Annotated in this window: 24 protein-coding genes; 13 read left to right on the plus strand and 11 right to left on the minus strand. The window is 64.3% G+C overall.

From position 1 onward, the window contains the following. The first annotated feature begins 43 nt into the window (after positions 1 to 43). Positions 44 to 739, plus strand: a complete 696-nt coding sequence (locus NTCA1_RS17560; RefSeq protein WP_159831228.1) for a dienelactone hydrolase family protein — start codon at positions 44 to 46, stop codon at positions 737 to 739. A gap of 87 nt (positions 740 to 826) precedes the next feature. Beyond that, on the plus strand, positions 827 to 1,795 hold the full coding sequence (locus NTCA1_RS17565; protein ID WP_201282529.1) for a quinone oxidoreductase: 969 nt from the start codon (positions 827 to 829) through the stop codon (positions 1,793 to 1,795). Between the two features lie 194 nt (positions 1,796 to 1,989). Here NTCA1_RS17565 and NTCA1_RS17570 read toward each other — a convergent pair whose 3' ends face one another. The 4 genes from NTCA1_RS17570 to hemE form a co-directional block, all read right to left on the minus strand. Beyond that, positions 1,990 to 2,703 carry a TerC family protein gene (locus NTCA1_RS17570; protein ID WP_086490897.1) on the minus strand — a complete coding sequence of 238 codons (714 nt, stop codon included), beginning with the start codon at positions 2,701 to 2,703 and terminating at the stop codon, positions 1,990 to 1,992. A gap of 30 nt (positions 2,704 to 2,733) precedes the next feature. Next, positions 2,734 to 3,990 carry a transcription termination factor Rho gene (rho, locus tag NTCA1_RS17575; RefSeq protein ID WP_086490896.1) on the minus strand — a complete coding sequence of 419 codons (1,257 nt, stop codon included), beginning with the start codon at positions 3,988 to 3,990 and terminating at the stop codon, positions 2,734 to 2,736. Between the two features lie 352 nt (positions 3,991 to 4,342). Further along, positions 4,343 to 4,768 carry a CopD family protein gene (locus NTCA1_RS17580; RefSeq protein ID WP_374705199.1) on the minus strand — a complete coding sequence of 142 codons (426 nt, stop codon included), beginning with the start codon at positions 4,766 to 4,768 and terminating at the stop codon, positions 4,343 to 4,345. A gap of 219 nt (positions 4,769 to 4,987) precedes the next feature. Next, complete coding sequence (gene hemE / locus NTCA1_RS17585) at positions 4,988 to 6,013, minus strand: uroporphyrinogen decarboxylase (RefSeq protein ID WP_159831230.1); 1,026 nt, start codon at positions 6,011 to 6,013, stop codon at positions 4,988 to 4,990. 361 nt (positions 6,014 to 6,374) lie between these two features. On the opposite strand from hemE, the gene NTCA1_RS17590 reads away from it, so the two are divergent. The 10 genes from NTCA1_RS17590 (at position 6,375) to NTCA1_RS17635 (ending at position 12,885) form a co-directional block, all read left to right on the plus strand. Beyond that, positions 6,375 to 7,220: a pyruvate, water dikinase regulatory protein gene (locus tag NTCA1_RS17590; protein ID WP_086490893.1), complete on the plus strand. Its 846-nt coding sequence runs from the start codon at positions 6,375 to 6,377 to the stop codon at positions 7,218 to 7,220. Positions 7,221 to 7,228: 8 nt separating this feature from the next. Beyond that, positions 7,229 to 7,813, plus strand: a complete 585-nt coding sequence (locus tag NTCA1_RS17595; RefSeq protein WP_159831231.1) for a nucleoside triphosphate pyrophosphatase — start codon at positions 7,229 to 7,231, stop codon at positions 7,811 to 7,813. After that, positions 7,810 to 8,667, plus strand: coding sequence for a shikimate dehydrogenase (locus NTCA1_RS17600; protein WP_159831232.1), 858 nt, complete (start codon positions 7,810 to 7,812; stop codon positions 8,665 to 8,667). Before NTCA1_RS17595 ends, NTCA1_RS17600 begins: the two co-directional genes overlap by 4 nt. Next, complete coding sequence (gene coaE / locus NTCA1_RS17605) at positions 8,664 to 9,254, plus strand: dephospho-CoA kinase (RefSeq protein ID WP_086490890.1); 591 nt, start codon at positions 8,664 to 8,666, stop codon at positions 9,252 to 9,254. The genes NTCA1_RS17600 and coaE overlap by 4 nt, the downstream gene beginning before the upstream one ends. A gap of 49 nt (positions 9,255 to 9,303) precedes the next feature. Next, positions 9,304 to 9,987: a DNA polymerase III subunit epsilon gene (gene dnaQ / locus NTCA1_RS17610; RefSeq protein WP_159831233.1), complete on the plus strand. Its 684-nt coding sequence runs from the start codon at positions 9,304 to 9,306 to the stop codon at positions 9,985 to 9,987. A gap of 24 nt (positions 9,988 to 10,011) precedes the next feature. Further along, positions 10,012 to 10,581 (plus strand): ribosome hibernation-promoting factor, HPF/YfiA family, encoded by a 570-nt coding sequence (hpf, locus tag NTCA1_RS17615; RefSeq protein ID WP_086490888.1) that lies wholly within the window; start codon positions 10,012 to 10,014, stop codon positions 10,579 to 10,581. A gap of 128 nt (positions 10,582 to 10,709) precedes the next feature. Next, on the plus strand, positions 10,710 to 11,171 hold the full coding sequence (locus NTCA1_RS17620) for a PTS sugar transporter subunit IIA (RefSeq protein ID WP_086490887.1): 462 nt from the start codon (positions 10,710 to 10,712) through the stop codon (positions 11,169 to 11,171). Continuing rightward, positions 11,161 to 11,670, plus strand: a complete 510-nt coding sequence (locus NTCA1_RS17625; RefSeq protein ID WP_159831234.1) for a PaaI family thioesterase — start codon at positions 11,161 to 11,163, stop codon at positions 11,668 to 11,670. The genes NTCA1_RS17620 and NTCA1_RS17625 overlap by 11 nt, the downstream gene beginning before the upstream one ends. Positions 11,671 to 11,674: 4 nt before the next feature. Further along, positions 11,675 to 12,031: a DUF1491 family protein gene (locus tag NTCA1_RS17630; RefSeq protein WP_159831235.1), complete on the plus strand. Its 357-nt coding sequence runs from the start codon at positions 11,675 to 11,677 to the stop codon at positions 12,029 to 12,031. 194 nt (positions 12,032 to 12,225) lie between these two features. Continuing rightward, positions 12,226 to 12,885 (plus strand): cell wall hydrolase, encoded by a 660-nt coding sequence (locus tag NTCA1_RS17635; RefSeq protein ID WP_086490884.1) that lies wholly within the window; start codon positions 12,226 to 12,228, stop codon positions 12,883 to 12,885. An 83-nt stretch (positions 12,886 to 12,968) separates the two neighbouring features. Here the strand turns inward: NTCA1_RS17635 and xth are convergent, their stop codons facing one another. The 3 genes from xth to NTCA1_RS17650 form a co-directional block, all read right to left on the minus strand. Next, positions 12,969 to 13,745 (minus strand): exodeoxyribonuclease III, encoded by a 777-nt coding sequence (gene xth, locus NTCA1_RS17640; protein WP_201282530.1) that lies wholly within the window; start codon positions 13,743 to 13,745, stop codon positions 12,969 to 12,971. Further along, positions 13,742 to 14,074, minus strand: a complete 333-nt coding sequence (gene erpA, locus NTCA1_RS17645) for an iron-sulfur cluster insertion protein ErpA (protein WP_086490882.1) — start codon at positions 14,072 to 14,074, stop codon at positions 13,742 to 13,744. The genes xth and erpA overlap by 4 nt, the downstream gene beginning before the upstream one ends. A gap of 218 nt (positions 14,075 to 14,292) precedes the next feature. Further along, positions 14,293 to 14,718, minus strand: coding sequence for a CBS domain-containing protein (locus tag NTCA1_RS17650; RefSeq protein WP_086490881.1), 426 nt, complete (start codon positions 14,716 to 14,718; stop codon positions 14,293 to 14,295). 414 nt (positions 14,719 to 15,132) lie between these two features. Between NTCA1_RS17650 and NTCA1_RS17655 the strand changes: the two genes are divergently transcribed. Further along, positions 15,133 to 15,426 (plus strand): hypothetical protein, encoded by a 294-nt coding sequence (locus NTCA1_RS17655; RefSeq protein ID WP_086490981.1) that lies wholly within the window; start codon positions 15,133 to 15,135, stop codon positions 15,424 to 15,426. A gap of 156 nt (positions 15,427 to 15,582) precedes the next feature. Here NTCA1_RS17655 and NTCA1_RS17660 read toward each other — a convergent pair whose 3' ends face one another. From NTCA1_RS17660 to NTCA1_RS17675, 4 genes are all read right to left on the minus strand, one after another. Continuing rightward, positions 15,583 to 15,978 carry a ferredoxin gene (locus tag NTCA1_RS17660; protein ID WP_159831236.1) on the minus strand — a complete coding sequence of 132 codons (396 nt, stop codon included), beginning with the start codon at positions 15,976 to 15,978 and terminating at the stop codon, positions 15,583 to 15,585. Beyond that, positions 15,975 to 16,535 carry a thioesterase family protein gene (locus NTCA1_RS17665; protein WP_236549421.1) on the minus strand — a complete coding sequence of 187 codons (561 nt, stop codon included), beginning with the start codon at positions 16,533 to 16,535 and terminating at the stop codon, positions 15,975 to 15,977. The genes NTCA1_RS17660 and NTCA1_RS17665 overlap by 4 nt, the downstream gene beginning before the upstream one ends. A 109-nt stretch (positions 16,536 to 16,644) precedes the next feature. Next, complete coding sequence (locus NTCA1_RS17670; RefSeq protein ID WP_086490878.1) at positions 16,645 to 17,103, minus strand: DUF2497 domain-containing protein; 459 nt, start codon at positions 17,101 to 17,103, stop codon at positions 16,645 to 16,647. A 77-nt stretch (positions 17,104 to 17,180) separates the two neighbouring features. Beyond that, a complete protein-coding gene (locus NTCA1_RS17675; RefSeq protein WP_159831237.1) occupies positions 17,181 to 18,635 on the minus strand; it encodes a TolC family outer membrane protein in 1,455 nt (484 codons plus the stop codon). Positions 18,636 to 18,637 lie beyond the last annotated feature (2 nt).

An 18,637-nucleotide genomic window follows, 5' to 3' on the forward strand; every position in this document is an offset into this window, starting at 1 on the left:
GACAGGGCCGGAAGGCTCCAGGTCCACCCCGCAGGAGACTTCCATGACCAACACCGAAATCCCGACGCTCGACGGCGACGGCATGATTCCCGCCTATGTCGCCCGCCCCGAAGGCACGCCGCGCGGCGCGATCATCGTCCAGCAGGAAATCTTCGGAGTCGATGCCGGGATTCGCCGCAAGGCGGATAGCTGGGCCGCCAAGGGCTATCTCGCGGTCGCCCCGGATACCTTCTGGCGCCAGAAGCCGGGCATCGAACTCAGCCCTTATGTCGAGGAAGAGATGCAGCAGGCGCTGAATCACATGATGGCGCACGATTTCGACATCGGCATTCGCGATATCGAGGCGGTGATTCACTGGATCCGCCGCGAGGAAGGCGTGCCGAAGATCGGTCTCGTCGGCTTCTGCATGGGCGGCAAGATCGCCTACATGGTGGCCGCGCGCACCGATATCGATGCCTCGGTGGGCTACTACGGCGTGATGATCGACCAGATGCTGAACGAGAAGCACGCAATCGCCCGCCCGCTCATGCTGCATATCCCCACCGCCGATCACTTCGTGGATGCCGCCGCGCAGAAGGCCATTCATGACGGCCTCGACGATCACCCGCGCGTGACCTTGTGGGACTACGAGGGCCTCGACCATGGCTTCGCCGCCGAGATCGGCGCGCGCCGCGACGAGGCCGGCGCCGAACTGGCCGACAAGCGCACCGCCGAATTCTTCGCCGAAGCCATCGGCTGAATCATCGAGAGCCGCCCGCCCGCGCCACCTTCGGCACGGGCGGGCGGCTTCGTATTTGCACCTAGCGTATTCAGGGATATTCAGATCATGACCACCGGCTACAGGATGATCGCAAGGACCCATGGCGGCCCGGACGTGATCGAGCGCGAGGACTTCGAGGTCCCCTCCCCCGGCCCCGGCGCGCTTCTGATCGAAACCGAAGCGGTCGGACTCAACTTCATCGACACCTATTATCGCAAGGGACTCTACGCCGATCCGCTGCCGATCAAGCTCGGCTCCGAGAGCGTCGGGCGGGTGATCGCGCTGGGCGAAGGCACGCAAGGTTTCGCGATAGGCGAGCGGGTGGGCACGACTCACGCAGGGGGCGCCTATGCCAGCCACCGACTGATCGACGCGACCAAGGCCATGCGCATTCCCGAAACGATTCCGCCGCAGATCGCCGCCGCAGTCATGCTCAAGGGCCTGACCGCCTGCTATCTGGCCGAGGATACCTACCCGGCCGAGAAGGGCCATGTCGCGCTGGTACATTCGGCGGCAGGCGGGGTCGGCTCGCTGCTGGTGCCCTGGCTGCTCGACCGCGGCGTCACCGTCATCGCCCACTCCGGCAGCGCCGAGAAAGCCGCGCAAGTGCCTGCCGAGCATTCGCTCTGCTGCGCCTTCGAGGACCTGCCTGAGGCCGTGCGCGAGATCACCCGGGGCGAGATGTGCCACGTCGTCTACGACGGTGTCGGCGCCGCCTCCTGGTCGGCCTCGATCGCCTCGCTGCGCAGGCGCGGATTCATGGTGACTTACGGCAATGCCTCCGGCCCCGTGCCGCCGGTGCCGCCGCTGGACCTGATGAAGGCCGGATCGATCTACCTCACCCGCCCGACCCTGGCCGACTATGTCGCGACGCCCGACCAGCTGGCGATCAGCGCGGGCAAGCTGTTCGACCGGATCGCCCGGGGCATCCTTACCCCGCACATCGGGCAGACCTTCCCGCTGGAGCAGGCTGCCGAGGCGCACCGGGCACTGGAGTCTCGCGGGACCACCGGGTCGACCGTGCTGATCCCTTGAAGATTCGAAGGGGAAGAGCAGGGGCCATCGCCCCTGCACCCCGTAACTGTTGACGTTGCGCCCTGCACTAAGCCGCAAGGAGCGCGCTACGCATATACTGCGCACAAGATCGACATTCCGAGGGTCTGGGGGATCATCCCCTAGGACTCCTTATTCTAATAAAAAAAGGGCCCGGAAACCCGAGCCCTCTTCCATCAGATCAGAGTGACGATCCCCAGCTGCGGATCGATCCAGCCTTCGTAGATCATCTTCACCGCCACATAGAGGATCACCGCAAGGCCGATCCAGGCGATCCAGCGATAGCGTTCGATGTAGCGGGCGATGAAGTTTGCCGCCACGCCCATCAGGGCCACCGCAAAGATCAGGCCGACGATCAGGATGCCGGGATGATCGCGCGCCGCGCCAGCCACGCCGAGCACATTGTCGATCGACATCGAGATGTCCGCCACCGCCACCGAGATCGCGGCTCCGGCGAAGCTCTTGGCGGGTTTGACGCCCGAATGCTCGTCGCCCTCGATCTCCGGCGATCCGGGTGAGTGTTCGCCGCCCCGGATCTCGCGGTACATCTTCCAGGCGACCCACAGCAGCAGCAGACCACCGGCGAAGATCAGGCCGACGATACCCAGCAGCCAGGTCACCATCAGCGCAAAGCCGATGCGCAGCACCAGCGCCGCGATCACGCCGATGGCGATGACCTTCTTGCGCTGGTCTGCGGGCAGTCCGGCGGCCAAGGCACCGACGACGATGGCGTTGTCGCCTGCCAGCACCACGTCGATCATTAGCACCTGCAAGAACGCCGACATTGCTGCCGGCGTCCCAAGGTTCGAAAAATCGTTGACGATGTGCTGCCAGATCTCGGCAGGTCCACCCAGCGAGGATGTCACCGCCAGAATCTGAAGAATGCTCAAGCCCCCGTTCTCCCCTTACTGATTCATGCCTTACTGATTCATGGTCGAGAAGAAGTCCTCGTTGGTCTTCGAGTCCTTCATCTTGTCGAGCAGGAACTCCATCGCGTCGACGGTGCCCATCTGCATGAGGATGCGGCGCAGCACCCACATCTTGGTGAGCTGGTCCTTGGGAACCAGCAGCTCTTCCTTGCGGGTGCCGGACTTGCCGACGTCCAGCGCCGGGAAGATGCGCTTGTCCGCCACCTTGCGGTCGAGGACGATTTCGGAGTTACCGGTGCCCTTGAACTCTTCGAAGATGACTTCGTCCATGCGGCTGCCGGTGTCGATCAGGGCCGTGGCGATGATGGAGAGCGAACCGCCCTCCTCAATGTTGCGCGCGGCGCCGAAGAAGCGCTTGGGGCGCTGCAGGGCGTTGGCGTCCACACCGCCGGTCAGCACCTTGCCCGAACTGGGCACCACGGTGTTGTAGGCACGGCCCAGACGGGTGATCGAGTCCAGCAGGATCACCACGTCGCGCTTGTGCTCGACCAGGCGCTTGGCCTTCTCGATCACCATTTCGGCGACCTGGACGTGGCGCTGCGCGGGTTCGTCGAAGGTGGAGGAGATGACCTCGCCCTTCACGCTGCGCTGCATGTCGGTGACTTCCTCGGGACGCTCGTCGACGAGCAGGACGAGGAGGAACACCTCGGGATGGTTGTCGGTGATGGCCTTGGCCATGTTCTGCAGCAGCACGGTCTTACCCGTGCGCGGCGGCGCCACGATCAGCGCGCGCTGGCCCTTGCCCTGCGGGCTGACGAGGTCGATCACGCGGGCCGACTTGTCCTTGACCGTCGGGTCCAGGGTATCGAGGCGCAGGCGCTCGTTCGGGTAGAGCGGCGTCAGGTTGTCGAAATTGACGCGGTGGCGGACGGCGTCGGGATCGTCGAAATTGACGCTCTGCAGCTTGGTGATGGCGAAGTAGCGCTCACCATCGCGCGGGGCGCGGATTTCGCCTTCCACGGTATCGCCCGTGCGCAGGCCCCATTTGCGGACCTGGTTCGGCGAGACGTAGATGTCGTCGGGACCGGCGAGATAGTTCGCCTCGGGGCTGCGCAGGAAGCCGAAGCCGTCGGGCAGCACTTCGATGGTGCCCTGGCCGATGATTTCCTCACCGTCTTCCGCCACTTCCTTGAGGATGGCGAACATCAAGTCCTGCCGGCGCAGCGTGGAGGCGCCTTCTACGCCCAGTTCCTCTGCCATTTCGACCAGCTCGGCCGATGATTTCTTCTTGAGTTCTTTAAGATGCATTTGTCTGGATTCCGAATGGAAATTGTGTGTCGGCCGGCGGGATCGAAGGGCTTGGGGAAAGCGGATCCGGGCAGGAGAATGGGCTCGCCGCCCTATGCCGGAACAAGGCTCAAATAGGCCTGTCCCGGCGCCTGGTCAACGAGTCAATCCGCCAAGCGGCGCCTAAGCGGGGCGAATGGAAATGTGAGGGGGAAGAGTTCCGCGTCGTCCCGGACCTGATCCGGGACCGCTGGCAATCCTTGAGACGCTCCCCATCGGGCAGGGCGCGGCTTGGATAGCGGTCCCGGATCAAGTCCGGGACGACGGATTCACTTCGGATTCGCTTCGAATTTACTGCGGATTCACAGCCGCCTCAGAACGGCTTCACCACCACCAGAATGACGATCACCACGGCCGCGAGGCCCGGAATCTCGTTGAGCAAGCGCAGCTTCTTGCCGGTCAGCAGGCGTTCGCCGCGCGCCAGCTTCTTGGCATAGCCCACCAGCCAGCCATGATAGCCCGAGAGTCCCAGCACGAAGAGCAGCTTGGCGTGAAGCCAGCCTTCGCTCCAGGCGCCCATCGCCGTGGCGGTGGCGATGCCCAGGACCCAGGTGAGGATCAGCGAGGGCGTCAGGATGATCTTGCGCAGCTTCGCCTCGCGGTCGATCCAGCGCGCTTCCTCCGCCGAACCGGCTTCCGCTTCCTGGTGATAGACGAAATAGCGCGGGAGCATGAATAGCCCGGCCATCCAGAAGATCACGAAGATGACATGTCCGGCCTTGAGCCAGAGATAGAGCATGGAAAGCAGTTCCTGCATGGGTCCCACGGGTTTCGATGGTTCAGGAGGCGCCCTCCTGCACCCTTGCCCGGCGCGGGGCAAGACGATTCCTCCATGAATCTCAGGGCTGAATCGCTGGGCTGATCAGTGGGGTGGTGGTGCGCGACCTGCGGCCTTGCGTAAGCCGCCTGTGCCCCTCCACCACCCGTTGGGTGGTCCCCCTCCCCGTACCGGAGAGGATTAGCGGGACCAGTTCCGCACTACGTGGAGCAGACGCTCGACGTTTTCGATCGGGGTGAACTGGCCGATTCCGTGGCCGAGGTTGAACACATGCGGACGGTCGGCAAAGGCGCCGAGCACGCGCTGGGCCTGAATCTCCAGCTCCGCGCCGCCCGACAGCAACAGCAGGGGGTCGAGATTCCCCTGCACCGGGAGCCCCTGCGGCAATTCGCGCGCGGCCCAGATGGGGTCGATGGTCTCGTCGATTCCGACCGCGTCCACACCGGTCTCGCGGGCATAGGCCGGGAGTTTTTCGCCCGCACCCTTGGGGAAGCCGATGATCGGAGTCTCGGGATGGCGCGCCTTCACCGCCGATACGATGGCGGCGTTGGGCGCGATCACCCATTGCTCGAACTGCGCGGGAGAGAGCGACCCCGCCCATGAATCGAACAACTGCACGGCCTCGGCGCCGGCCTGAATCTGGCCACTGAGATAATCGACAGTCACCCCCACGATAGCCTGGATGATTGCCGCGAACGCCGAAGGGTCGCGATAGGCCATGGCGCGAGTCTCATGCTGGTCCCGGCTGCCCTCGCCTGCGCACATGTAAGTGGCGACAGTCCAGGGACTTCCGGCGAAACCGAGCATTGTCTTATCGGAATCCAGTCCGGCGCGAACCTTGCGCACGGTTTCGTAGATCGGAGTCAGCCGTTCGGGAACTGCGCTCAAATTCCCCAATGCTGAATCGACGAGGCGCGGACTCAGCTTCGGGCCTTCACCGGCGAGGAATTCGAGATTCTGACCCATCGCATAAGGCACGATCAGGATGTCGGAAAACAGGATTGCGCCGTCGAATCCGAACCGGCGGATCGGTTGCAGCGTGATCTCCGCAGCCGCGTCGGTGTCATAGACCAGCGCGAGGAATCCGCCCTTTTCGGCGCGCAGGGCGCGATATTCGGGAAGGTATCTTCCGGCTTGGCGCATCAGCCAGACTGGACGCTTGCTTGTGTTCGTTCCGAGCAGGTTTTCGAGAAGGAGGCCAGGCATCGAGATTCAGGTCCGATCAAAAAAATAAAAGATTCTTAGAAGGATGATGGAGTCTGTTGGTCCTGTGGATATCGGGGACTTTTGAATCTTGCCCGATTCAATCCACGACGAACAGGTTCAAATTCGCGGAGCGACTCTCCGAGGAGTCTGAGTCAAAGACTCTTTATCCCGGTTACCCACAGGGTGTGGGCGGGAATTGAATCATGTTTACGACTCTCCCGACGAAATCGGTTCAATGTGGAGCAATTCCGGTAAGCGAGTTGTCACCAGCACTGTCCCGTGGTTTATGCCGCCACATATCCACAGCCTGCCGGGATGTCTCGGGGGTTCGTTCAAGAAAAACACCGGAAAAAAGCCCCGAATGGCGCGATTTCATCTCCACCTGCTCTCGGACTCCACCGGCGAAACGCTGGAAATGATCGCTAAGGCTGCCCTCGCCCAGTTCGACGATTCCGACGTGCTGCGGCATTTCTGGCCGATGGTGCGCTCGCAGCAGCACCTCGACCGGATCATGGGCGAAATCGCGGCCAATCCCGGACTCGTGTTCTTCACCCTGGTGAACGAGGAAACGCGCGGGCGCCTGGAAGAACGCTGCCAGCAGCTCGGCCTGCCCGCGATCGCCGTGCTCGACGGCGTCACCGATGCGCTGGAGGCCCTGCTCGGGCAGGAGGCCAAGGGGCGCCCGGGCCGCCAGCACCGCCTGGACGATGCCTATTTCGCCCGCGTCGATGCGATTCAGTTCACCATCGCCCATGACGATGGCATCGCCTGGGAAGACTGGGAGGAAGCGGACATCGTGCTGGCGGGAGTCTCGCGCACCAGCAAGACGCCGACGTCGATCTATCTCGCCAATCGCGGCTACAAGGTGGCGAATATCCCGATCGTGGTGGAGAGTCCGCCGCCGCCGCTGCTCTACGGCCTGAAGCGACCGCTGGTCGTCGGCCTCACCACCGCGCCGGAGCGTCTGATCCAGATCCGTCGTAACCGCCTGCTCTCGCTCAGCCAGTCGCCCGACACCGACTATGTGAAAAGCGACAGGGTGGAGAACGAGCTGAAATATGCCCGCCGCATGTTCGCGGACAATTCCTGGCCGGTGATCGACGTGACGCGCCGCTCGATCGAGGAGACGGCGGCGGCGATCATCAATCTCTTCAACGAGCGCAAGGCCGAAGGGACCCAGGGTCCGGTCGGCCCCAAGCCCATCTGAGTCTCGCAATGATCGTCCTCGCCTCGCAAAGCGCCTCGCGGCGCGCCATGCTCGAAGCTGCCGCGATTCCGTTTCGGGCCCGGCCTGCCCATGTCGACGAACGCGCCATCGAGGCCGGTCTGTCCGGTCGTTCTCCGGCCGAGATCGCGCTGGAACTGGCGCGCGCCAAGGCACTGGCGGTCTCCGCCGAGGAGCCGGGCGAACTCGTGCTCGGCAGCGATTCCCTGGTCGAATGCGGCGGCCGCCGGTTCGACAAGCCGGCAGACCGGGACTCCGCCGCCGAACATCTGCGTTTCTTCTCCGGCAAGGTCATGCGTCTCCACAGCGCCGCCGCCCTCGTGCGGGACGGCGAGGTGCTCTGGGCCGAGGATGCCGTGGCGGCGCTGCATGTCACCGATCTTTCGGAGGCCTTCATCGCCGAATATCTCGATGCCGAATGGCCGGAAGTGGCGGGCTGCGTCGGCGTGTTCCGCATCGAGGCGCGCGGCGTGCAGCTTTTCGAGCGGATCGAGGGCGACTATTTCACCATTCTCGGCATGCCGCTGCTGAAAGTGCAGGCGGCGCTGCGCCGTCTGGGAGAGATTGCGCCATGAATCAGCCTTACGCCGAAGTCATCGGCGATCCCATCGCGCAGTCCAAGTCCCCGGTGATTCACGGATTCTGGCTGGAAAAGCTGGGCATCGCGGGCCGCTACGATCGGCACCGGGTGCCGCTGGACGGTCTTGCCGACTATCTCGCTACGCGCCGCGCCGATCCCAACTGGCGCGGCTGCAACGTGACGATGCCGCACAAGCTGGCGATCATCCCGCTGCTCGACCGCCTCGATCCGCTCGCCGCGAAGATCGGCGCTGTCAACACCGTGGTGCGCGAAGCCGACGGATCGCTCACCGGCTATAATACCGATGCGCCGGGCTTTCTCGAACCGCTGCAGCCGCTGCTTGAACAGACTCACTTGTTCCGCATGGCACGGGTGCTGGGCACCGGCGGCGCCTCGCGGGCGATCGTCGCGGCACTGGCGGAGCGGGGATTCGTCCTCGTCCTGGCCGGGCGCGATCCGGCCAAGGCCCAGGCCATGCTCGACGAACTGACCGCGCAGGACGATCATCACGCCATCGATCTGGCCCATTTCGCAGAGCCGACCGACTTCGCTTTCGACGACCGCGCGCAGTGCCTGGACCTGATCGTCAACGCCAGCCCGCTCGGCATGACCGGCCAGCCCCCCCTTGCCTTCGACTTCACCCACGCCCCGCCCGGCAGCGTGGTCTACGACATCGTCACCAGCCCGCTCGACACGCCTTTCCTGAAGGATGCGCGCGCGGCCGGGCTCCAGACTCTGGACGGCCTGTCGATGTTGATCGGCCAGGCCGACGTCGCCTTCGAACGCTTCTTCGGCATGAAACCGCCGCGCGGCTTCGACCCGGAACTGCGCGAACGCCTGCTGGCATGAGCCGGATTCTCGGCCTCACCGGCTCGATCGGCATGGGCAAGTCGACCGTCGCGGCGATGTTTCGCGACCGCGGCGTCCCGGTCTTCGATGCCGATGCCGCGGTCCATGTGCTTCAGGGACCGGGCGGAGCGCTCGTCCCGGCGATAGAGGCGGCATTTCCCGGCACGACCGGGCCGGAAGGCGTCGTGCGCGGCAAGCTTGGCGCGGCGGTTTTCGGAAATCCCGAGGCGCTGGCCCGACTCGAGGGAATCGTCCACCCGGCCGTGGCGCAGGCGCGGATGCTGTTCCTGTCGGAGCACGATTCGGCGCCGCTGATCGTCTTCGACATCCCCCTGCTCTATGAAAAGGGCGGCGACCGGGGGCTGGACGGCGTGGCGGTGGTTTCCGCCCCGGCCGAGGCGCAGCGCGCCCGCGTGCTGGCACGGCCGGGCATGACTCCCGAAAAATTCGAGCAGATTCTGGGCTTGCAGGTCCCCGACGCGGAAAAGCGCGCGCGGGCTGATTTCGTGATCGATACCGGTACGTCGCTGGCGGAAACCCGCGAGCAGGTGGACCGCATCGTGGATGCGCTGACCGTATCAGAATAATCGCCTCAGGGCCTTGCGAAGTGGGTCCGGCAGGCAGATATGGAGAGGGATGAGAGAGATCATCTTCGACACCGAAACCACAGGTTTCGACCCCAGGGACGGGGACCGGATGGTGGAGATCGGCTGCATCGAAATGGTCAACCGGGTGCTGACCGGCAAGACCTATCACGCCTATTTCAACCCCGAGCGCTCGATGCCCGCCGAAGCCGAGGCGGTTCACGGCCTGTCCGATGCTTTCCTGGCCGACAAGCCGCTTTTCGCAAGCTGCGCCGAGGAATTCGTGGCCTTCATCGGCGATGCGCCGATGATTGCGCACAATGCCAAGTTCGACTTCCGCTTCATCAATTTCGAGCTGGAACGCTGCAGCCTTGCCCCTGTCGATCTCGGCCGCATGGTCGATACGATGGAGCTGGCGAAAGTGCGCCATCCCGGCGCCAAGCTGACTCTCGACGCGCTCTGCTCGCGCTACGGAATTGATCGAAGTCATCGTACCAAGCACGGCGCCTTGCTAGACGCCGAGCTGCTCGCGCAGGTCTACGTGGAGCTGAGGGGCGGTCGTCAGATCGGCCTGGAGCTGCTCGCGGATACCGCCGAGGTCACGGCGGAAACGCGGATCCTTGTTCGCAAGGACCGGCCTTTCCGTCAGCCGCGTCCCCACGCGGCAACCGAGGAGGAACTTCTCATTCATGCGGAGTTTCTCAAGTCGGTCGAAGCCCCGCTCTGGGGCGCCTGAATCACAGCAGAGGAGTAATCGCCCATGGACATCCGCGTTTCCGGCCATCAGGTCGACACCGGTGAAGCTCTCCAGACCCACGCCAGCGAGCGTTTGACGGCGATCGTAGACAAGTACTTCAGCCGCGCGCTGTCGTCCCAGGTCACCTTCGGCCGCGCCCCTGCCGCCGCCTTCCGCTGCGATATCGTGGTCCATGTGATGCAGAATCTCGTGCTCAAGGGCACCGGCATGGCGCAGGACGCGCATATCGCCTGCGACCAGGCCGCCGAAAAGATCGACAAGCAGCTTCGCCGTTACAAGCGCCGGATCAAGGATCGGCACGAACAGACGGCCCATGCCGTCGCAGTGGAAGAAGCCGCCTACACGATCTTCGAAGAGCCTGCGAATGAACAGGAAGAAGAATTCGACGCCGATGCTCCGGTGGTGATCGCCGAAACGCGTGTCGACGTTCCCGAAGCTACCGTTTCGGACGCCGTCATGATGCTGGACCTGCGCAACACCACGGCTCTTCTTTTCAAAAACGCTGGTACGGGACGCCATAATATGGTTTACCGCCGCGGCGACGGATCGATTGGCTGGGTCGAACCGCACTGACGCCTGAACCTGACGCCGATCGGGCGTCGATACTTCTTTTCGAAGAAGAACACATAACCCCCGGTTTTCCGGGGGTTATAAACGTTTAACCCCAGGCAATCCCGTTTGGGCCAGAACCAGAAACGCAGATGAGCAGTCTTTTTACCCTGTTGCCTGACGCCGTCGTGACCAGCAGCGCAGACAGCAAGCACGTGATTCTCGGCCGACTCGCCGACCTGTTCGCCGAGGTTTACCACCTCGATCGCGAAGAGGTTCTCGCGCGTATCATCGAGCGCGAGGAAATGGGCAGCACCGGCTTCGGCCGCCGCATCGCCATTCCCCATGCCCGCATGGCAGCCCTCGGCCGCCCGGTGGCGGTCGTTCTGCGACTGGACAGCCCGGTCGATTTCGATTCCGCCGACGGCGTGCCGATCGATCTCGTCTTCGGCCTGCTCTCGCCCGAGAATGCCGGGGCCACGCATCTCCACGCGCTGGCCGCGATCTCGCGCATGATGCGCGATGAACGCATGCATGCCGCCCTGATCGACGCGCCGGGGCCGGAAGCGCTCTACAGCCTGCTCAGCAATGTCATCGAGCGCGATGCCGCCTGATAACGCGGGTTCGATTGCGGACGCCGGGCCTTCCGGCGCCGGACTGCACTGGCGGGCGCTGGAAGGGCTCTATGCCTCGGCGCCGATCAACGGGATGTTCCGTTCGCGCCTGGAGATCCCCGGCGAGGGTCTGTCCCGGATCACCTTCGACGTGGAGCCGGACTGTTTCCACGCCGCAGGCGCCGCCCACGGCACGATCTACTTCAAGATGCTCGACGATGCGGCATTCTATGCAGCTAACACGCTTGTCACCGATCGCTTCCTGCTGACCACCTCGTTCAACCTGCTGCTGAGCAAACCGATCAAGGGCGGCACCATCGTTGCGGAAGGACGCTGGGTCAGCGGCCGCCGCCGCGTGCTGGTGGCCGAATCCCGGCTGGTGGACGAGGATGGCGACGAAGTGGGGCGCGGCACCGGCACGTTCATGCGCTCTCGCATCGCCCTTTCCGGCCTGCCGGGCTACTCGGGTGCGGTTGGCGGTACGAGCGGTCGGGCCTGAGCCGATGGAAGCCCGGATTCCCGCACATATCGAGGTTTCCGGCCTTATTCGTGCGGTCGAAGCCGAAGGCGGATTCGGCACTGTCCTGAGCAAGGGCGAGCGCGACGCCGGGACGATCATGCTCGTTCTGCTCGAAAATGGAGGCAATGCGCGGATCTATGAGCGCATGCCCCAGATCGACGGCACACGTCTTTGGCAATGCACGAAAAAGCATGAAACGAGCGAGGATCCCGCCGAGTCGCTGGACTTGAGGCTCGCATTCTCGGCCTATCTGGAGCGGCGCGGCGAACAGGATCGCGACTTGTGGATCGTCGAACTGGACGTCGCGAAGCCCGAACGTTTCATCGGGCTTGGTGTATAACTGGGTTGACTTGCACGGCGCGCAAGTTAATGGCCTCTCCACAGACGCGGAAGCGGCTCGGGTAGCATTTCGGCCAACCCGGCTAGCACGCAGACGGGGAATCGTCGGCAGGATCGTTTGGAAAGTGAACGCCCCTAAAAGGCATTCCGTTCCCGCCTGCGCCAGATTGGTTCACCGCCTTTGATCATGATTTGATGCGAAGCAAAGTTCAGTGGGCAAGCGCGATCGCGCTGGCCGCTACGGTTTTGACAACCCTATTCGGCGCACAGGGTTCGGGCGCCGCGGCCTTGGCACCGGTTCTGGTGCAGGCCAAATCGAACCTCGAGCCGATCTTCGTATCGCAGCCGGTCGTCCAGTCCCTCCCCTCGGAAGATGGGGCAGATGCGACGGACGCAAGCGAGGCTGACAACGAAGCGGTCGATCAGGACACCCAGGTCGATGCCGACACCCTGGCGCAGCTCGTTGCGCAGCAGGCGATGCCCGGCAGCCTCAGCAGCGAAATGCGCTGCCTGGCCAGCGCGATCTATTTCGAAGCGCGCGGCGAGACTCTCGAAGGCCAGCTGGCCGTCGGCCGCGTGATCATCAACCGCGCCGAATCCGGCCGCTTTCCCGCCAGCTATTGCGGCGTGGTCTACCAGCCTTCGCAGTTCTCGTTCATCCAGGGCAAGAAGATGCCCAAAGTGCGCGAGCATTCGAGCGGCTGGCGCGAAGCCGTTGCAGTGGCCAAGATCGCCGTCGAGAAGTCCTGGAAGAGCCCGGTCAAGGGCGCGCTGTTCTTCCACGCCGCCCGCGTCGCGCCGAACTGGCGCCTGACCCGCCTGGCCCGCGTGGACAACCACATCTTCTATCGCTGAGACTTAGGGCTCAGGCGACAGACGAAAAAGGGGAGCGAAACCGCGGTTTCGCTCCTCTTTTTGTGTTCGTAATACCGAGAGACTCAGTCCCGCAGTTGCACCCAGACCGCCGTGTGATCGCTGGCCTTCTCACGCCCGCGATAGGCCTTGTCGACGCCGCAGGAGACGAGGCGGTCGGCAAGCTCGGGAGAGAGCAGCGCGTGATCGATGCGGAAGCCGTGATCGCGTTGCCAGGCGCCTGCCTGATAGTCCCAGAATGTCCAGATCCCGCCGCGCGGATTATGGGTGGCGATCGCGTCGGTCCAGCCATCGCCCAGCAGGCGGAAGTAGGCATCGCGCGATTCCGGCTGCATCAGGGCGTCCGCGGCCATGGCGGGCGGCGACCAGACGTCCCGGTCGGTGGGGATCACGTTGTAGTCGCCGGTGACGATGGCAGGCACTTCCTCGGCCTTGATCTCGTCCATGCGGCGGCGCAGGCGCTCCATCCAGCGCAGCTTGTAGTCGAACTTCGGGCCGGGCACCGGATTGCCGTTGGGCAGGTATATGCAGACCACGCGCAGGCCGAAGACGTCCGCTTCCAGATAGCGCGAATGCTCGTCCTCGGGCTCGCCCGCCAGTCCGCGCTGGACTTCCACCGGCATTTCACCGTCGGCCAGGATGGCGACGCCGTTGAAGCCTTTCTGGCCGTGCCAGATCCCCTTGTAGCCGATCTTCTCGAACTCGGCGATCGGGAAGCCTTCGTCCTGGCTCTTGATCTCCTGCAGGCAGGCGACCGCCGGACGGGTTTCTTCCAGCCATTCGAGCAGACGGGGCAGGCGCGCCTTGACGCCGTTGATGTTGAACGTGGCGATCTTCTTCATACGGAGAAGCTCGAACCGCATCCGCATCCGGCCGCAGCCTGGGGATTCTCGACCCGGAATGCCGCGCCGCCGAGCGATTCCACGTAGTCGACCACACAGCCGCTCACGAGGTCGAGGCTGACCGAGTCGACCACCAGGCGCACGCCGTCGGTTTCCGCCACGGTGTCGTCGGCTTCGGGTGCTTCGGCCAGGCCGAACTTGTACTGGAAGCCCGAACAGCCGCCACCTTCCACCGAGAGGCGAAGGATCGCCGGCTTTCCTTGCTTTTCCGCGATCGCGGCAACGCGCGAGGCGGCCGAGGGGCTGAGGGTTACGGTTTGCTGGTCCATGCCCGCGATGTAGGCCTCCCCGCCCCTTGCGGCAAGGGATGCCGGGGGGCGGGGAGTCTGTTTGAAAATCCGCCGTGGGCGGATTTCGGCGGCACCGGCCCCATTGGACTCAGGCGCCCCCACCCTACCACCCAACGATAGTACCCTAGCGGGAGGTAGGGTGGGGGCGTGGGCCGGCGCCGCTAAAAATGCCCTTCAGGCATTTTTCAAACCACCTTTCAGGCCGTCTGGATATAGTCGCGCATGGCGGCGGCTTCGGATTCCACCTTTTCGAGGCGATATTTCACGATATCGCCGATCGACACGAAGGCGACCATGCGGCCGTCCGTCACGACCGGAAGGTGACGAATGCGGCGCCGGGTCATCAGGGCGAGCGCCGCGAGGGCCGTGGCCGAAGGTTCGACCGTCACGGGAGGCGCGGTCATCACTTCGCTGACCTGCATGCCCAGCACGTCCGGCCCGAATTCGCGCAGCCGGTAGATCACGTCGCGTTCCGAGAATATGCCGACGAGCCGGTCGCCCTCGAAGATCGGCAGCGCGCCGATCCGGCGATCGGACAGAAGCGATGCGGCCTCACTGACGGTGCAGTCCGCCTGGCAGGTGATAACGGCCTCCCGGCCGGCGATAATCCGCTCGATCGTCATCTTGCAGTCTCCCGTATCGGGTCCTCGACCCGCTCCTCGCGTTAGGGTCAGGACCCATTACTCACGCCTGCGAGGCACCGGAATGGCGAACAGCTCGGGCCGAAGGGGCTGCCGGGCGGGCTGGTTGCCCGTCCAAAGCCGCTTCGGTTCGAGATGGAAGCCATTCCGGTGTCCCGAAGGGATTTGATCAAAATGGCCCAGCGCAGCGTCAGGAAGTCTTGAAATATGGACATATTCCTGCGCCTTCCTTCCTCGCGATGAACCATTTTGATTCAAACCTCGCAGGCGTGAGTAATGGGTCCTGACCCTATATCCGGCCCTCTTTCGGGGCTGATCCGAAGAAGGGTATCATAGCCAGGCGCGCTGTTCCACGAGTCCCTTGCGGGCAGGCGCGCGAAGGCGCAAATGGGCGCGATGATACCCCGCTCGCCTCTGGACGATCCCGCGAAAGCCGCCCACGCCTGGGCGCGCTATCGCCGTATCATGCGCTACATGATGACGGTCACCGTGGCGCTGGTGATTGCCTCGGTGATCCTGCTCTACCGGTCCAACGGCATGGTTTCGGTCCATTTCTACATCGCGGCGGCGGCGGGCATCGGGTTCACGATGCTGCTGGCCTCGGCCCTGATGGGACTGGCCTTCCTCTCCAGCGGCACCGGCCACGACGAATCCGTCGTGGACCCGCTGGACGACGAGCAGAAATTCTAGGATCCGTTTGAAAATCCGCTGAAGGCGGATTTTGGCGGCACCGGCCCCACACCCCCACCCGACCTCCCAACGATAGTACCCTATGGGAGGTCGGGTGGGGGCGTGGGCCGGTGCCGCAAGCTCGTCACGGATGTGACGAGCGCACTCAACAAAGACTCAAGTCAGGGCAGGTCTCAGGCGGAATTCTTCAACCGGCTGGCCGCCGATCAGGTGCTCCTGGATGATCTTTTCCAGCACGTCCTCGGTGCAGGAATGATACCAGACCCCGTCGGGCCAGACGACCGCGACCGGGCCTGCAAAGCAGATGCGCAGGCAATCGGCCTTGCTGCGGGCGATCCCGCCCTTCCCCTCCTCTGTACGGAGCGGTCCGTCGAGGCCGAGCTGCTTGAGGCGCTTCTTGAGATACTTCCAAGATGCCGCGCCCTGCTCCGGCGCGCAGCATTCGCCTTTCTGGGGCTCGGCGCAGATGAAGATGTGGCGCCTGACGCTCTCGCCGCCCGCCTTGGCAAGAGCCACGGAGGCCCGCGCGATGTCCTCGGGGGAGGCGGTCATGCGCTGGCGCTTTCGGGGAGCATCCATTTTCCGGCGCTTTCGACATAGCCCTGGGTGAGCGGCGCCGGACCTTCCGGGCCGACCATGACGATCACGGTGCGGGCGAAGACGACCGGCCTGCCCTCCTGCGTGACAAGCTGGACGATCTGCTGGCTGGTCCGGCCGAGGCGCTCCACGGCGCCGTGGATCGTCACTGCCTCGGGATAGTGAGTCTCTCCGAGGTAATCGATCGCGATGCTCGCCACCATCGTCGAGAGGCCCGCGAGATGCTCGGGGCCGCCTGCCTCACGGAAAAACCGCAGGCGGGCGTCTTCGAGGATCCCGGCCATGGCGACGTTGTTGATGTGCATGTTGATGTCGAGATCGCCGAAACGCGGCTCGATCCGACAGGAAAACGGGTAGCGCGCGGGGTCTAGCAGTGCGGGATCGGGTCTTGCCATGCGCAGGGAGGTAGGGCGCCGGGCGACGATGGTCCAGAGTTGAGTCTTGGTTGGTACGCTCGTCACATCCGTGACGAGCTTGCGGCACCAGCCCCATTTGGACTCAGGCGCCCCCACCCGACCTCCCACGAGTGTATCCTGATGGGAGGTCGGGTGGGGGCGCCTGAGTCCAAATGGGGCCGGTGCCGCTCAAAAATGCCCTACGGGCATTTTTCAAAAAACGCCCTCAGCCTTTCTTGCCGACGATCCTGGCGATTTCGGCGGCGACGAGGCGTTCGACCATCGGTGGCAGGTTCTTGTCCAGCCATTCCGCCAGCGCCGGACGCAGCAGTTCGCGGGTCAGGCCTTCGAGCGAGGTTTCACCGGAACGGACGATCTGCGGCGCTGCGCTGGGTTCGGACAGCATGGCGAGTGCCGCCAGCGATTCCCGCATCGAATTGCGGGTCACGTCCTGAAGCAGCGCCGGTTCGTCCTGCCCGGCATCGTCGGGCGCAAGCTCTGCCGTTTCGGAGAGGTCGAGCACGTCGTCATCCTCGTCCTCCAGCATGACCGCGCGCAGTTCCTCCACACCGCGGCGGTGACGCTCTGCCTTTTCGGCACGCGAATCCGTACGGGTGTCGCGGGCGATCACCTGCTTGATCGACTGGAGAATCTCCTCGACCGAGGGTTCACCGCTCTGACGCATGCCTTTTGCCCCTGCCCGCGGGTCCGGCCAGAGGGGCTGGACTCGACGAAAATTGCGCTCCGAATCGGAACGGCTGATTACTGCCGCGGAATGTTCCCGTCCTGCACCGGCGTGTCAACGGTACGGGTGGAATGGGCGACGGGCTCGGGATCGTTGCCCCAGTCCATGAACTTGCCCTTCACGCGGTCGTAGTTGACCTCGGGATCGTAGAGGATGCCGCCGTCGAGGTTGAGATCGCGGGCTTCGGCCTTGCCCATCGCCGCCAGCAGGGTGAAGCCCGCGACATAGGCGTTGCGCCGTGCCGTTACCAAGGTAACCTGGGCGTTGAGCAGTTCCTGTTCGGCATTGAGAATGTCGAGGATCGTGCGGTTGCCGACCGAATTTTCCGCCCTCACGCCTTCGAGGCTGAGCGTCGCCGCTTCCACCGCCACTTGCGAAGAGCGGATGAGGTCGTTCGAGGCGTTCCACGAGGTATAGGCGGAGCGCACTTGCGCGATCACGTCACGCTCGGTGGCGATTTCCTGCTCCAGCGTGGCCGAGGCGGTGGCCTGGGCCTGACGGCGCTGCGCGGCGGGAAGGCCGCCCTGGAAGATCGGGATCGACAGCTGCGCACCGGCCTGCACGGATGAATCGCTCTGTGAAACGTTTGCGGCTACCACGCCACGCGCCAGCGTGTTGAAGTAATTGTTGTAGCTGCCCTGGCCGAACAGGCGCAGCGTGGGCAGGCGCCCTGCCCCGGCCACGTCGATGTCCTTGTCCGCGGCCTTGGTGCGCTGGCGCGCGCCGATCAGGTCGGGGTTGGAATCGAGGGCGATCGCGGCGGCGTCGTTGGCCGTGGCGGGCAGGTTGGGCAGCGGCGGCGGAGCTTCCAGGGTTTCGGGCGCCCGGCCGACGAAGCGGATATAGGTTTCCCGTGCGGCGGCGAGGTTCGCTTCGGCGGTGCGCAAGTCGCTCTGGGCGACGGCCAGGCGCGATTGCGACTGGGCGACGTCGGTACGGGTGAGATCACCGATCTGGAAACGATCGCTGGTGGCCTGGAGGTTGGTCTCCAGCACGCTGACGTTCTTGCGGTTGAGGCCGACGATCGCTTCGGTACGGATCACGTCCATATAGGCGGCGACGACTTGCGAGAAAACCGAGGCTTCCGTTGCGCGCAAGTCCGCCTGTCCGGCATCGACGCGGATCTTCGCGGCCTTGATGCGGTTCTTCACCGCACCGCCCGAATAGATCGGCACGCCCAGCTGCCCATCGGCAGTGAATGTCTTCGAGGGTGCAGTCAGCGAGTTTTCGCTCTGCTTCACGTTCCTGACGAAGGTTTCCGTCGTGGTGACGCTGGGCAGGCCCGCTGCCCGTGCGATCGGCACGCCCTCGTCGGTGGCGCGCTGCTGGGCGCGCGCCGATTCCAGCGTGGGATTGGTCTGATAGGCGGCAACGAGCGCATCGCGCAGGGTATCGGCCAGCGCCGGAGCGCTCGTTGCCAGTGTCAGACATCCCCCCGCGAGCAGCCCGGCACGCAACGCGAACCGGGCCATGC

The sequence above is a fragment of the Novosphingobium sp. TCA1 genome (assembly GCF_009811895.1).
Classification (GTDB): Bacteria; Pseudomonadota; Alphaproteobacteria; order Sphingomonadales; family Sphingomonadaceae; genus Novosphingobium; species Novosphingobium panipatense_A.